The sequence below is a fragment of the Aliterella sp. E5.1 genome, assembly GCF_057473825.1.
On record NZ_JBYCCV010000041.1, the window covers coordinates 1 to 15281 of the forward strand.

The following is a 15281-nucleotide window of genomic DNA, read 5'->3' on the forward strand; positions in this document are numbered from 1 at the left end:
ATGTAAGATCCTCGTTAAGAACTTTGAGCGCACCTTGACCAATGCCACCACGAAGCTCAATCTCTGCTTCGTCAGGTTAATGATTAAGCGACTTGCCGCCTTTTAGAGATGTCAAATGGGTTCTATAAATTTGTTTGTGTGCGATCGCTTTTCAACTCCACTCGATTAAATGAAGTTAACGTTCCGGTTGAGCGGCAGCAGATTGACCAGAACGTTAGACGAAAAGAATCTAAACTGTCCGCTCCAACCGGGTTGTTATCCCGTTTTTTACGATCAGATCTCCGTACATCGATCGACTTCAGCTTTGTGGGGATCTGTTGAGTTGTTGCTGAAACTGAACTTTCTCCTGTCTTAAATTCTGAACTTTAGTGGGCATATGCACCGTCTCCTGATTCGCTCAGGCCTTAGATCCTCAATTATTACCTCAGTTGTTACTATCTGTATAACCTGTACTTACAGTCACCTGCTGCCAAGCATCCAAATCGGTTTTGACCCATTCCAGTTTTTCCTGAATCAGGCTCATGGCATCGTTGCCTAATGCCAGTCGCATCGGTGGATGAGGACTTTCCACAGCTTGAATGATGGCTTGCGCCGCTTTCGCTGGATCGCCAGGTTGCTGACCATCCATCTCTTTGAACCCCTGCAATGACACACCGCTAACTGGAGCATAGGCATCAATGGATTGTTCGGCTGCTGCTAGAGAGCGCCCGTTAAAATCTGTGCGAAATGCTCCAGGTTCAATTAAAGTCACTTTTACTCCAAAGGATTCAACCTCCTTAGCTAGGGCTTCAGACGTACCTTCCAGGGCAAATTTAGCACCACAGTAGAGGCTGCTTCCACCAAATCCCACTAATCCTGCTGTGGATGACATATTCACAATGTGACCGCTGCCTTGCTGACGCATCACAGGCAAAACCGCTCGCATCAGACGGAGTGCCCCAAAGAAGTTGGTTTCAAAAAATTGGTGAATCTTAGCATCACTGACTTCTTCGAGGGCGGCAATGAGTCCATGTCCAGCATTGTTGACCAGCACATCAATTCGACCAAATGTGGCGATCGCTGTATCAACGGCTGCTTGTATGTCTTGAGACGATGTTACATCTAGACAGACAGGCTTTGCGGTTTCTGGATAGTGTTCAATCAAAGCACGAAGTTGCTCTGGTTCACGAGCAGTAGCAAGCAGGTAGTCGCCCTTCTTCAACACAGCTTCTGCGAGGGCACGTCCGAATCCTGTTGAGCATCCTGTAATCAACCAGACTTTGGGAGCGATACGATTTTTGTTTGAGTTCATTTGTTTTCTCCAATATGAAAACGATGAGATGCGTCTTATGTTTTTCACGGTAGGAGACAGTCCTGCGACTGTCCAATATATATATGACTAGGATTAATAGGTTAGACATATAAGTACGATGGAATTACGACACCTACACTACTTCATCACGGTGGCTGAGGAACTACACTTTAGTCGAGCAGCGGAGCGGTTACACATTTCCCAACCCCCGCTCAGTCAGCAGATTCGTGATTTGGAAGAGGAACTCGGAGTCAAGCTGTTTGAACGAACGAAGCGGCAAGTGCATTTAACTGAAGCAGGCAAAGTGTTTTTGGAGCGCTCCTATGGAGTGTTAGCGCAACTCGAACAGGCGATCGAAGCGACCCAACAGATCGGGCGGGGTGAGGTTGGACGGTTGGCGATCGGCTTTGTTGACTCTGCAATGTATACGTTACTACCAGAGATTTTAAGGGTCTTTCGATCACAGTTTCCGGCGGTAGAACTGCGATTGCATGAACTGACGACGGCTCAACAGATTCAATCGCTGCATCACAAACAGGTTGATGTCGGCATTGTTCGTTCTCCCATCAGCGAACCAGGTTTGAGTATGGAGTGCTTTTTGCCAGAATCATTGGTCTTGGCGTTGCCAGAAACCCATCTGTTGTCTGCCCAGACTCAAGTGTCGCTTTCCACATTGGCTTCGGAATTATTTATCCTATTTCCTGCCAAAATGGGACCCGTCTTTTACGAGCAGATTATTACCATTTGTCAACAAGCTGGATTTCGTCCGAAAGTGGCTCAAGAGGCAGTTCAGATGCAGACGATCATCGGCTTAGTTGCAGCAGGACTGGGCATTGCGATTGTTCCAGCCTCCTTGCAAAACTTCCACAGAAGCGGAGTCATTTACAGACCCCTACAGGAGCAGATCCCTAATACTGGACTTTATCTGACTTGGCGGCAGCATGATTCCTCACCAGTAATCAGAGCATTTCTCAGCTTGGCACGGAAGACGACACAAGGGGAGTCAACTCGCCAACCCACTCAGCAATCGGCATAACTATTTATTATACTGAAACTTTCCATGTAATCTTTTACTAAAGCACGATGTACAAGCATCTTAGTTATTTTTAGGCATCATAAAAGGAAATTTTCTGTATAACATCCATATTTGGAGACTATGCAGAAAAATTCTGTATATCCACCCTGTAAAGGATACTATACGGAAAAATTCTGTAGTAAAGCTTGAAGTGTTGAGGCGATCGCTTTGGCAGAGGAAGTATTTAAAGAACGTAATGTTTAGTTGTGAGCCAAAAACATCTCTACAGTAAAATCGCTCAAAGTGCGATCGCATTTATTATTGGCTTCCTTGCAACAATTTTTATTTCAACTCAACTTATTGACGCGCAACTTCTACAGCAAGCACCAAAATTTACAGGTCGCTACATTGCTGCTATTTCCGATGATGATTTCCTTGCCCGTACCTACGCTGATGGTAAATTGCCTACTCCAACGGTGGGCGATAAGCTCTCAATTGTAAGTCTGCCCCTTAATGGGAAAGAAGACTTCGCCCAAATTGATGCCTCTAGTTCTGTTATCGGAGCGCCCTACGCCCTAGCTTTATCACCCGATAGTCGCACTGCTTTTGTTGTTGAAACTCTCAAAGGCATCTCCGTCGGTGCAACTCGCCGAGAACAACTTCCACCTGGAAATCAATTGGTAGCGATCGAATTGTCAAATCTCCGCCGTCCAAAGGTTCGTAGTCGAATAGAAGTTGCTCCCAAACCCGAAACTGTCCACGTTTATCCACATGGAGATTTGGTTGCAATTTCAACGCAAACTCCAGACAAAGAAATTATCCTACAGCAGTTCTCATTCCGATAAAGTACAGCTTTAGGATTTAATTACTGTGAGGTCATGCTTAAGGTGTACTGCACTCAAGTGCGAACCGCTATAATTCCATTTCAGAATAATCAATTGGGTCAGCCAAGAGAATTTTCTCTAGCGAAGCTAAAAATTCAATCCGACCCAAAGCGCTTTCAAAATGGAATGTATGTTAGTCAAGTGCAATGGCATCTGTCAGGGAAATACTTGGCGGTGAATTTGGGTTACAGAGATGAAATTGCCTTTTACGAAGTGCAGCACAACGCTGAGAACAATCTACAACTAATTCCTTGGGGTTCTCCAGTAAAAGTAGGTAAAGATCCTTTCACCGGACAATTTACCCCCGATGGGCGCTTTTATCTCAGCAGCAATTGGGGTCGCAATTTCGGCGCACAAGTCAAAACCTTAGAACAACGACTACCCAAAACGCGAGGAACAGTGTCAGTCATTCAACTTGCAAAATTAAATACCCCTGCATCCCAGGCTCAACATCAAGTTGTTTCAAGTGCGATCGCGGATATTTCCTCTGAAAGTTTGTCGATTAGTCCAGATGGCTCAAAAGTCGTCACTGTAAATATGCGCGGAACTGCGTTTCCACCAAATTCACCTCGATTTACCCGTCAAGCAACTCTAAGTTTGATGACCCTCGATCGTGCTGGTCAGTTAACAAAGATTGAGGATTACCCCTTTGAGGGCATCTTGCCAGAAGGTGCAGCCTTTGATGCAACTGGTAATGCGCTAGCGGTAGCTGTGTATGACTACTTCACTCCAAAACCTGAAGGTGGAATCGAGTTTTGGCAAGTCCTCGATAAGCCAATACCTGCACTAAAACGGACAGGCTATATTGTTGATGTCGATCGCGGCGTGCATCAAGTATTAGTGGCTCGATAGTAAAACATATAGTAAAGTCTGCCTGGATTTGACAAACTCGCTCAAATGCCGCCCTATCTTGGTTAGCCTACCTGGGTTAGCTGCCATTAAAAACGCCAGAAGCACTTGAAGAACTATCTACCTAAAGATAGACACTGATTAATTATAAAACTTGTTAGTCACTAATTAAGACAGCTAGGAGACTAATCTAATGAGATACAGCAAACGGATATGTGCGATCGCGGTTGTAGCCGCATTGACAATGACTACAACCACTATTGGCATTCCCAAAGCAGACGCGCATCACGGATGGAGCGAGTACAACGATAAGCAAACGCTCAATCTGACTGGAAAAATTCGCAGTATTGGCTACGACAACCCTCATACAATTATTGAATTAGAAGCATCAGACAAAAAAGTATGGAGGGCGGTGCTGGCTCCACCCTCTCGAATGCAGCGTCGTGGATTGCCAGAAGGAGCAAAGAAAGACAAATTGGCGATCGCAATTGTTTCAATTATCTTGTAGTAAGTCTAGCTATTTCTAATCCACTACAGCAAAAACTATAATTAGTAACACGGGCAACTTCTTTAATATCCTTGGCTGATAAATGGACACGACTACTACAAAGCAACGCTACCATATCACTACTTTCGGCTGTCAAATGAATAAAGCCGACTCTGAGCGGATGGCTGGAATTATTGAAAATATGGGTTTTGAGTGGTCAGAAGACCCGAATAATGCAGACTTAATCGTCTACAATACTTGCACTATTCGCGATAGTGCCGAGCAAAAAGTTTATTCCTACCTAGGCAAACAAGCCAAGCGCAAACATAGAGAACCCAATTTAACTTTAGTAATTGCCGGATGTCTCGCCCAGCAGGAAGGCGAAGCTTTACTCCGGCGGGTTCCCGAACTAGATTTAGTTATGGGACCGCAACACGCCAACCGCCTTGAAGACTTGCTGCAACAGGTATACAACGGCAACCAGGTAGTAGCTACTGAGTCTGTACATATTGCCGAAGATATCACTACGCCGCGCCGCGATAGTACAGTAACGGCGTGGGTAAATGTAATTTATGGTTGCAACGAACGTTGTACTTATTGTGTCGTACCAAATGTACGCGGTATCGAACAATCTCGTACTCCTGAAGCTATCCGTGCTGAAATAGAACAGTTGGCACAGATGGGTTACAAGGAAATAACCTTACTCGGTCAAAATATTGATGCCTATGGTCGAGATTTGCCCGGAACTACCCCAGAAGGCAGGCATCAGCACACGTTAACTGATTTACTTTACTTCATCCATGACGTGCCGGGAATCGAGCGCCTGCGCTTTGCTACTAGCCACCCCCGCTATTTTACCGAACGCTTAATTAAAGCTTGTGCCGAGTTACCCAAGGTGTGCGAACACTTTCATATTCCTTTTCAGTCGGGGGATAACGAAATTCTCAAACTGATGTCGCGGGGATACACCCACGAAAAGTATCGCCGAATAGTTGATACTATCCGCCGTTATATGCCTGATGCAACAATTAGCGCCGATGCGATCGCAGGTTTCCCTGGAGAAACCGAGGCACAATTTGAAAATACTCTTAAACTGATGAGCGATATTGTCTTCGATCACACTAATACCGCCGCCTATTCTCCGCGTCCCGGAACTCCGGCAGCGCTGTGGGATAATCAGTTGAGCGAAGAAGTAAAGAGTACTCGCTTACAAAGACTCAACTACTTAGTATCAGTGCAAGCAGAGATGCGAAATCAGCGTTACCTGCACAGAGTTGAGGAAGTGCTAGTCGAAGACCAAAACCCCAAAACCCCAACTCAAGTAATGGGTAGGACTCGCGGTAATCGTTTAACCTTTTTTACTGGCAACATTAACGAACTAAAAGGCAAACTTGTCCAAGTGAAAATTACTGAAGCTCGTGCTTTTAGCTTGACAGGCGAAGCTCAACAAACCTATTTACCAGGACAGATGCAGACTACATTATGTAGCCTATAAGTATTGCGCCCTTGATTTTTTGCTGCATATAACGAGCGATCGGCAGTAAAAATTAGCGATTCAGCTAACATTTCTTGGTGGGGAACTTGGCTGCTAATGCCTAAACTTGCAGTCACAAAATTACTAACGTCAGATTCGGCGTGGGGGATATTAAGTAGTTTAATTTCAGCGCCAATTAATTGAGCTACTTGCACTGCCCCTTCGGCATCTGTATTGGGCAAAATAATTGCAAATTCTTCTCCACCATAACGGGCAACTAAATCTGCTGGACGCTTGGCAACCCGGACTATCGCTTGAGCTATTTGCTGTAAACAAGCATCTCCTGCCTGATGACCGTAGCAATCGTTATATTTTTTGAAGTAATCAATGTCGCACAAAATCAAAGACAGAGGTGCTTGCTCCCGCGCTAGCCGCCACCACTCTTTACTTAAATGTTGGTCGAAGCGGCGGCGATTGGCAACCTCAGTTAATCCATCTAAGTGAACTAGAAGTTGCAATTCGCGCGCTACAGCTTCCGCTTCCTGTCTGGCGGCTTGGAGTTCGAGCGCTTGCTGTTGCAATAGTTTGTTTTGATGTTGCAACTGATAACTCAATAACTGAACCCGTAGATGAGTAGTAATCCGCGCTAAAAGTTCTTCTTGTTGGATAGGTTTAGTGACATAATCTACTGCTCCCATTTCAAATCCTTTGACTTTGTCTTCGGTATCTGCCAAAGCCGTCATAAAAATTATGGGAATATTTTTAGTTTGAGGATCGGACTTTAATAAACGGCAAGTCTCAAAGCCATCAATTCCTGGCAAGATTACATCTAGTAAAATCATGTGCGGATTAGCATATTTTGCCCTTTGCAGACCGCTTTCACCATCTTGAGCAACCAAAACAATAAAATCTCTAGCTTCCAAATAATCGACAGATAACCGCAAATTAACTGGGTTATCGTCAACAATCAAAATTGTAGATTTTTCTAGATCCGGGATGCCAGTATTGACATAACTCGAGTTCATTCTAGTGATTCCGAATGCAAATATTTTTTGACAAAGGCAACGATCGCTTTTTCTTGAAATCCCCTGGCTAGTTCTTTAAGAGTATGGGCGAAAGGAAGATATTTTGCATCTAATTCCTCTAAATAGTTGGCGCGATCGCAAATTTGACGCATACTACCGAGCATTGCTAAGTTGTATAGAATCTCCATCTCTGCTTGTGGGGGCGCGCTCGCAAATCCATTTTTTGCTGTCATTGGCATCTGCGCTATTTCCGGTTTGGCGCTTTTTGAGTAAACCCACTCTAATTGCAAATATTGTTGCAACAAACCAAACAGTTGTTGCTCGTCAATGGGCTTAGGCAAATAATCTATAAATCCAGCGAGATCGCACTTGTGTCTCATACTAATCCTGCTAGCGGAGACAGCAATAATAATCGTATCGCTAAGTTCTGGAATCTGTCGAATTTCTTGTAACGCTTCAAAGCCAGTTTTGACTGGCATTACTAGGTCGGTAAAAATCAAATCTGGATGAGTTTCACAGGCAAGTTCAATTTCCTGCTGACCGTTCTCGGCAACCTCTAGATCGAAACCCAAAGGCTTCAACATATTTAGCAAAACTAGGCGATTTTCTAATTTGTCGTCTGCTACTAAAATTTTGCGTCGTCTTCCTGTATAACCCTCGATCTGAAGAACTTGCTCTTGTTTTGTCTCTACTGGTATATCTTTTGAGAGTAAAGTGACTTCAAACCAAAACGTAGACCCTTTACCCAATTCGCTCGTAACGCTGAGTTTGCCCCCCATTAATTCAACTAATTGCCGACTAATTACAAGACCCAAACCTGTCCCTGCTAGTTGATGCTTGAGAGCGCCAACTTGTTCAAAGGGTTGAAAAATGTTCTCTAGCTGTTCAGCATTCATGCCAATGCCTGTATCGATGACCTCAAAGCGGATTTTTTGCGGCGTTAAGGAATCTGATGACACTTCCATTGAACTTCGATCGACGCTTACTCGCAGGATGACTTGTCCGCGTTCGGTAAACTTAACAGCATTGCTCAAAAGATTGAGCAGAATTTGTCTGAGTCGTTTTTCATCGGTACGAATTCCCGCTAGCAAATTGCTACGATCTTCGTATTTAAACACAATATCTTTTTCTAACGCTCGTATCCGGAAAAGTTCTACGATTCCCTGCATAAAGATTTGAAAATGAAAGTCTGTGCAGTTGAGTTCCATTTTCCGGGCTTCGATTTTGGCAATGTCTAAGATGTCATTAATCAAAGTCAGCAAATGTATGCCACTTTGGTAAATAATTTGCAACCCGTCAGCTTGTTCGGTATTTAGGGTGCGATCGCGTTTGAGAATTTGTGCGTAGCCCAAAATGCCGTTGAGCGGTGTCCGCAACTCGTGACTCATATTTGAGAGGAATTCGCTTTTAGCGTGGTTGGCAACCTCTGCTTGCTCTTTGGCTACGGTTAATTGGGCAGTACGCTCCTCCACTCGGATTTCTAATTGTTCGTTAGTCTCGGCTAAGGCATTAAAAGACTCGCGCAACTGTTGAGCCATGCGGTTGAAAGATTGAGAAAGAGTTCCTACTTCCTCAATTCTGGATACTTCTACTTGCTTTTCTAGTTTGCCATCAGCGACTTCTTCAGATGCCTGGCTTAGATACAGAAGTGGTTTAACAATCCAGCTAGAGGTATAAATGCCGAGCGCTATTGCTAGTAGCAAAGCTAACCCACACAAAAGTATAGTAGTGCGAGTATTGGCATGAATTTGTCCCATAAAGTCTGATTCAGGAACAGTTACGACAATCAGCCAATTTAAGCCATATTTATCTTGCCAAGGAGTAATTTGGGCAAAAGTCTTTTCTCCAGCAATATTGAGGTCAATTTGTTGGCTGCTCTGAATTTGACTTAGTTTTCCAAAACGCTTGAGCAAATCTTGGGTTGTTAAGGCGATCGCTGGATCTTTACTATCAACGGCTTTAATTCTTTTGGCTTCACCATTTTCGACATTGAAGAATTTTTCTTGGCTCGAAGCCGCCACTATTAACCCATCGGGTTCTAAAATAAATATTTTTGCCGAGGGGCTGATATGCAATTGACGCAGAAAGTCGCTAAGTAATGACAGGATGTAGTCGATGCCAATTACCCCAACCAAACCTTTATTGCGATCGTAGAGCGGGTAACTAGCAGAGATGGAAATAATTGCTGGATCGTCGTCCCAATTATAAATATCGCTCCACAAGGGATTACCAATTTTAATTGCATCTGCGTACCAGCTATCTGCTCGAAAATCAAGCTCATCAACAATAATCTGTTTAGTAGGATTGCCCTTTTCATCTGTAGCAAAGCCATGATACTCGCCTAAATAAGCTTGCTCAATAAAATCCATCCGCAAGTTGCCGCTAGGGGAGCGATAAATACCAATAAAATCACCTTGAGGATTGCCAAAATTGATGTAGCCAAATTCCTTAAACGTCCGCATTTGCGTGTGAAAGTATCGTCCCATACCACGCAAATCTCTGACATCTAGCATTCCTTGTTCAATTGCTCCAGCATTAATTTGATTGATCTGGTGGGGAATTGCTAAGTAAACGTCGAGATGCTGGCGCACGCGCTCTGTAACATCTGTACGCAGTTGTAACGAAAGGTCTTGGACAGCTTTCTCTCCATTGCGCAATGATAAATAGCCAGTCAACCCCATCGCCGCAAATATTTGCAGAATAAAGGGGACAACTAAAATAGTTCGTAAAGGAATTTTATTGAAGTTTGCAGCAGCAGTTCGGATTATTGGCTTGATCATCATCTAACGCTTCAAAATGAGGTTTTTCATAAATACTTTTGGCGAAGTATTTCTATTGAACCGATGTAACAAGATGTACGAGCAGTTGGGGCTAAACAAAGGCTGCTATATTTCGCAGCCTAGGGCAATTAATAGTTTATGTAAAATATGTTGGTAGATTATTAATAACAATTATACTTATTATCTGTACTTTTAATAACACAAACGACAGAGAAAATACGGAACTGCCTATGATTTTATTAGCGCAAGTATAAACTTGTAGAGATACTTTTTACTTAGTTTATTTAAATAGGAGTAAATATTAGTATTTTTACAATTTAAATACAAAAACTTATACTAAAGTTGAAGATTTGATAAATACGGAGGTCGCGGGGATACCCTCACGAATAGTATCAGCGAATAGTTGATACTATTTGCCGTTAAGTGCCAGATGCGATCGCCCATTTTCCCGGAGAAACCAAGGCACAAGTTGAAAACACTCTTAAGCTGATGAGCGATATTGTCTTTGCCGTAGCAATACCGCCCCGCCTATTCTCCGCCTCCCGGAACTCCAGCAGCGCTGTGGGAGCATCAGCGAAGAAGTAAAGAGGACGCGCTTACAAAGGCTAAATCACTTCTTTGCTTCACTCAAATACCAATAAATATGTAACTTTATCGATAAAATTATTATTTCATATTCCAAATTGATTGTTATATACTATACATAGTTGGTTTATGCTTGTATAAATTATGACAGACTCTAGTATTACTATTCCAAGTAGCTCAATTATTAATAAATTAGTCCAACGAGCTAAAGATAAATCAGCTTCTCAATTAGCAAATATATTTATTCAATATTTTGTTCTACTTAGATATCGCCTGCAATATCCTCATGTAAAGTTTGGTGTAGGGGTCAAAATTCAAGGCAAATTCTCAATAGAAGGTAAAGGGAAAGTAGTAATCGGAGATTATTGTACTTTCACAGCTACTAAAAATTTACCAAACAAAATTATTGTTCAAGATTTGGCAGCTTGTGTATCAATCGGCAATCATTGTGAAATCAATGGTTCGGTCATAGCAGTAAAAGGAAAAGGCTCGATCAAAATCGGCAACGATTGCAACCTTGCCAACTACTACAGCGTACCAAATATCATTACATCAAGAGGCAATTCGGGCTTAATTACTATTGGCGCTCAGTGCTATTTTAATGGCACAAATATATTATCAGAAAGCTCCATAAAACTAGAAAAATTGTGTATGGTAAGCGACGTTACAATCATGGATACCGACGCTCATAGTATAGATATCAATCGTTGGAACCCAAAGGCAAAAATAAGAACTAAGCCAATTTATATAGGTGAAAATGTCTGGATTGGTAGTAAAAGTGCAGTCCTAAAAGGTGTAGTTATTGGCAAAAATTCCGTAGTGGGATTAGGCACAATTGTCCGACAGTTGGTTCCAGAAAATGTAGTAGTTATCGGCAATCCTCAGCAAATTGTCAAGCAACTCGATACTACTATATCGGCTTACAAATTTCCTAAATAAGTCGCAAGTTAGGCAACATCAAGCTTCAGCCTTATTAACACATCTCATCTCCTTGAGTAGAAGTGCGACAAGTAGCTATGATAGGCTATGCCCATCGATAGGCTAAAGGTAATGTGAGGATGACAAAATTAAGAGTGGGGCTGCTGTTTGGTGGACGTTCGGGAGAACATGAAGTATCAATTCGTTCTGCTCAGGCGATCGCTAAAGCGTTAAATTCTAGCCAAAACGCTGACAAATACGAAATCCTACCTTTTTACATTCAAAAAGATGGTAATTGGCTATCTGGGCAACTGCCCCAAAACGTCCTCGAATCTGGCGTACCGTTGCTACAAGCAGAAAATACTACTAATTTAACTATCAAGGGACAACTCAGCCCTTGGCAATCTCCTGCCCAAGTCGGGGAAATAGATGTTTGGTTTCCCATCCTCCACGGACCGAATGGCGAAGATGGGACAGTCCAAGGCTTGCTGACTTTAATGCAAATTCCCTTTGTGGGTTCGGGAGTTTTGGGTTCGGCGCTGGGGATGGACAAAATTGCGATGAAAATGGTTTTTGCTCAAGTAGGATTAGCGCAAGCAAAATACATGGCAATAAACCGCTCTCAAGTGTGGTCAAATCCTTGTGTATTTCCAAAATTGGGCGACGAAATCGAGCAAAATCTTGGCTATCCTTGTTTTGTGAAACCTGCTAATTTAGGCTCATCTGTAGGCATTGCTAAAGTGCGATCGCGCGACCAATTAGAAACAGCTTTAGACCATGCCGCTAGTTTAGATCGGCGAATTATTATCGAAGCTGCAGTAGTCGGACGCGAACTAGAGTGTGCGGTACTCGGCAACGACAATCCCCAAGCTTCTGTAGTGGGCGAAATTACCTTTAATAGCGATTTCTACGACTACGAAACCAAGTACAGTCAAGGCAAAGCCGACTTATTTATTCCCGCAAATATCCCTACAGAAATAGCCCAAAAAATTCAACAAATGTCTTTGCAAGCCTTTTTGGCAACCGATGCGGCGGGACTGGCACGAGTAGACTTTTTCTATGTAGAAGCTACCGGAGAAGTATTGATTAATGAAATTAATACCTTACCAGGATTTACAGCCACAAGTATGTACCCTCAACTGTGGGAAAAAAGCGGCGTTTCTTTTCCCAAATTAGTAGACAGGTTAATTCAACTTGCTTTGGAAAGAAGCAAATAGTACCGCTAAGGTAAAATTTCTAAGTAGTAGTTGAAGATCGCCATGACAAAACATCAAAGTACCCAAGAGCGATCGCCCAAATTAGCCGAGTCAAACCTGCCCACAAGTACCCAACAAAACAAGTTGCCGCTACTAGCAAATCACCCTTGGTTGATAGTAGCGGGCGTAGGAATGCTATCAGTGGCGATCGCGGCGATGGCAATTTTTAGCTTGACAAATATCGGGCGTGTAGAAAAAGATCCTGCCAAACAAACAACTGTAGCCATCCAAAAACAACCTACTGCCAAAAGTAACTGGTTGCCAATAATTATCCTCTTGGGTGCTGGCACAAGCGCGATCGCTCTTTATAAATTGCGATCGCACTTACCAACTTTCTCTGGGCGCGGACTAACGCGCCGCCAACAGCGCAAACTCAGCCTGCAACAAGGGAAAAACACTGCCACCGTACCACCAAAAACAAATCAAACTGCGCCCGTACCAGAGCCAATTGTAGAAGACCAATCGGTAGAAGCTGTGCTTATGGATGTCACGCCAACTATCACCGTACTACCACCCGAAATAGAGCGCTCTAATCATCCAGATGGGGAATCTTTAGCGGAAATGATGGATATTCGCAAGCATTTATCTTTATCAGCAATTCTCGAAGACTTCAAACGTCCTGATTAAACTTCTGCGTGAGTCACTTCTTGAAACTGAAGTATATCTTGGCGGGGGTCTACATAGGCAGCTTTGAGCAATACTTGTTCGCCCAGCGCTACATCGCGTTTAAATGGCATCGGCAACTGCAACCCCAAGTCTTCAATCAATATCAGTGCCAAACCTGTATCTTCGCGCAGCCACATCAAAACTAAAGCTTGCCATACCTCCTCTGGGTGGCGGCGGAGGTATTCTAAACCCCAATAACGATTGGTTTGACGTTCAACTAACACCACCTCTTGAGAGACGCTAAACACGCTTAACATCACTTCTTTAAGCTGTTCGGCAGAAAAAGGCACATCTTCCCCCCGCAGGTGAGCTTTGAGTTGAAAATGAGTCAGCAAATCGCTATAACGACGAATTGGAGAAGTTGCTTGTGTATAAGTCTGCAAACCCAAGCCGGCGTGACGAGTCGGGGTGATACTCATTTCGCTCTTGGGCATACAACGGCGCATCCCACAGGCGCGGACAGGTCCTGCAGGGAGTTGAATCAATTCTTCCGGGGAAGGTAGCTCTGGCTGTGGCTGACCGCGAAAAGGCAAAGCAATGTTGTGAACTTGACCGTAGCGTCCCGCCACTTCCCCTGCCAAAATCATCATCTCTGCTACTAGCTGCCTAGAAGTAGAATCTTCTAAAACATTGATAGTAATTTCATCGCCTTTGACTTTGATACTTGCTTCAGGCAAATGAATGCTAATTGCTCCTTGGGAATGCCGCCAAGTCTTACGCAGTTGAGCAAAAGATGCGATCGCCGCAATTTCTGGCTCAGCTTGCACTCCTAGTTGCAGCATCTCATCTACATCTTCGTAGGTGAGGCGGTAGGTAGGTTTGATTACACTTGCATGAATACTGTAGTTGTCTACAGCCCCAGTTTCATCTAAAATTACGCCAAAACTTAAAGCGCAACAAGATTTTCCTTGAATCAAGCTCATTGGTCCTGTTGCCAGGATGGCAGGAAACATCGGAATCATGCCTGTCGGCAAATAGACCGTTGTGGCGCGCCTTCTTGCTTCCTTATCTAATTCATCTTCTGGTATGAGCCAGCGTGTGGGATCGGCGATATGTACCCATAGCTTTTGTCGTCCATCAGCTAATAGTTCCCAGCTTACGCCATCATCAATTTCGCTCGTACTCTCGTCATCAATTGTATAAACTTTTAAATAAGTTAGGTCTAAACGGTCTATATCCAAGTCTGGCGGTGGAGAATCCAAGCACTGCTGCGCCACTTCTAATACCTTTGTAGGAAACTGAGTCGGAATTGATGAGCGCCGCAATACTAAGTTTTCATGCTCGCTCCAGATACCCAAATCGACCAATAGTTGCATCGCTGCGGGGGGCGATGCGGTGCGTCCGAGATGATTCATAATTTCTAGAACCAAATTCGGGGGATGGCGATTGGTGTCTTGCATCCCTTGCCGCGCCACTTCGACAACGGTTAAAGCAAAACGTTCTATCGCTTCTAGGCGTTGGCGATCGTACTTCTCCCACTCTACCCCTGCACCATTTAAACTTTGAGAAATTCGCTCAAAAAATTGCTCTTGCTCTTTTTGGCGGAGGGTAGCTACTTCTAACTGATGCTTGAGTTCTGCTACTTGAGCCGCGCTACGCGGTTCGTAAAATTCGCCTTTTTGCTTAAAATAAAGCTTGTCCTCGGATAACAAGCAGTGAGCAGCGTAGCACTGGGGTGGGTTTTGCTCGGAAAATAGCAAGTTTGCCATGCTTGCTGGGTTGACACTTTCCTCTCCTAGTTCAATTAACAATTCCCAGGCTATTTCTAAGCTTGTTGGGTCTAGATAAGGCTGGACTTCTTTTAAAAACTTAGGAATTTCTGAAGATTTGTAAGTTTGCCCAGGAACGCTATAGTTAACTTGCCGGGGTGTTAGGCTATGCGACTGACCGCGTTCGTCCACTACAAACCAACGAGTTTTGCCATCGGGACGATCTACCACCGCAAGTCGGCGATCGCCTTGTACTTTAAATTCAACTAGCGTTCCCTTATCCACAACAAGCGTAAAAATGTTTGAGCTTACTAAATTTGCCATCTAAAAGCGATCTGAAAA

General features: G+C 43.7%; 12 protein-coding genes and 2 pseudogenes. 10 read left to right on the forward strand and 4 right to left on the reverse strand.

Annotated elements, in window-relative coordinates; all coding sequences use genetic code 11:
* A pseudogene (locus AC2VE5_RS14200) lies at positions 1-106 on the forward strand (transposase); the annotation flags it as partial.
* A 318-nt stretch (positions 107-424) separates the two neighbouring features.
* Here the strand turns inward: AC2VE5_RS14200 and AC2VE5_RS14205 are convergent.
* Entirely contained in the window at positions 425-1291 is an 867-nt protein-coding gene (locus AC2VE5_RS14205; protein ID WP_486888397.1) for an oxidoreductase, read from the reverse strand.
* A 118-nt stretch (positions 1292-1409) separates the two neighbouring features.
* Between AC2VE5_RS14205 and AC2VE5_RS14210 the strand changes: the two genes are divergently transcribed.
* From AC2VE5_RS14210 to miaB, 5 genes are all read left to right on the forward strand, one after another.
* Positions 1410-2327: a LysR substrate-binding domain-containing protein gene (locus AC2VE5_RS14210; protein WP_486888398.1), complete on the forward strand. Its 918-nt coding sequence runs from the start codon at positions 1410-1412 to the stop codon at positions 2325-2327.
* 245 nt (positions 2328-2572) lie between these two features.
* Positions 2573-3151: a hypothetical protein gene (locus AC2VE5_RS14215; RefSeq protein WP_486888399.1), complete on the forward strand. Its 579-nt coding sequence runs from the start codon at positions 2573-2575 to the stop codon at positions 3149-3151.
* Positions 3152-3184: 33 nt separating this feature from the next.
* On the forward strand, positions 3185-4042 hold the full coding sequence (locus AC2VE5_RS14220) for a beta-propeller fold lactonase family protein (protein WP_486888400.1): 858 nt from the start codon (positions 3185-3187) through the stop codon (positions 4040-4042).
* A 190-nt stretch (positions 4043-4232) separates the two neighbouring features.
* The gene (locus AC2VE5_RS14225; RefSeq protein WP_486888401.1) at positions 4233-4547 is read left to right on the forward strand and encodes a DUF6152 family protein; all 315 of its coding nucleotides are present in this window, start codon (positions 4233-4235) and stop codon (positions 4545-4547) included.
* An 82-nt stretch (positions 4548-4629) separates the two neighbouring features.
* Positions 4630-6021 carry a tRNA (N6-isopentenyl adenosine(37)-C2)-methylthiotransferase MiaB gene (gene miaB, locus AC2VE5_RS14230; protein ID WP_486888402.1) on the forward strand — a complete coding sequence of 464 codons (1392 nt, stop codon included), beginning with the start codon at positions 4630-4632 and terminating at the stop codon, positions 6019-6021.
* On the opposite strand, the gene AC2VE5_RS14235 is transcribed toward miaB, so the two are convergent.
* Both AC2VE5_RS14235 and AC2VE5_RS14240 read right to left on the reverse strand, forming a co-directional pair.
* Positions 5979-7025 carry a diguanylate cyclase domain-containing protein gene (locus AC2VE5_RS14235; protein WP_486888403.1) on the reverse strand — a complete coding sequence of 349 codons (1047 nt, stop codon included), beginning with the start codon at positions 7023-7025 and terminating at the stop codon, positions 5979-5981. The genes miaB and AC2VE5_RS14235 overlap by 43 nt on opposite strands.
* Entirely contained in the window at positions 7022-9808 is a 2787-nt protein-coding gene (locus AC2VE5_RS14240; protein ID WP_486888404.1) for a hybrid sensor histidine kinase/response regulator, read from the reverse strand. Before AC2VE5_RS14240 ends, AC2VE5_RS14235 begins: the two co-directional genes overlap by 4 nt.
* 426 nt (positions 9809-10234) lie before the next feature.
* Between AC2VE5_RS14240 and AC2VE5_RS14245 the strand changes: the two are divergent.
* From AC2VE5_RS14245 to AC2VE5_RS14260, 4 genes and pseudogenes are all read left to right on the forward strand, one after another.
* A pseudogene (locus tag AC2VE5_RS14245) lies at positions 10235-10428 on the forward strand (tRNA (N6-isopentenyl adenosine(37)-C2)-methylthiotransferase MiaB); the annotation flags it as partial.
* Between the two features lie 106 nt (positions 10429-10534).
* Complete coding sequence (locus AC2VE5_RS14250) at positions 10535-11329, forward strand: acyltransferase (protein WP_486888405.1); 795 nt, start codon at positions 10535-10537, stop codon at positions 11327-11329.
* A gap of 119 nt (positions 11330-11448) precedes the next feature.
* The gene (locus AC2VE5_RS14255) at positions 11449-12525 is read left to right on the forward strand and encodes a D-alanine--D-alanine ligase family protein (protein ID WP_486888406.1); all 1077 of its coding nucleotides are present in this window, start codon (positions 11449-11451) and stop codon (positions 12523-12525) included.
* Between the two features lie 42 nt (positions 12526-12567).
* A complete protein-coding gene (locus tag AC2VE5_RS14260; RefSeq protein ID WP_486888407.1) occupies positions 12568-13191 on the forward strand; it encodes a hypothetical protein in 624 nt (207 codons plus the stop codon).
* Here the strand turns inward: AC2VE5_RS14260 and AC2VE5_RS14265 are convergent.
* Positions 13188-15224 carry a ribonuclease catalytic domain-containing protein gene (locus AC2VE5_RS14265; protein ID WP_486888419.1) on the reverse strand — a complete coding sequence of 679 codons (2037 nt, stop codon included), beginning with the start codon at positions 15222-15224 and terminating at the stop codon, positions 13188-13190. The genes AC2VE5_RS14260 and AC2VE5_RS14265 overlap by 4 nt on opposite strands.
* Positions 15225-15281: the final 57 nt, after the last annotated feature.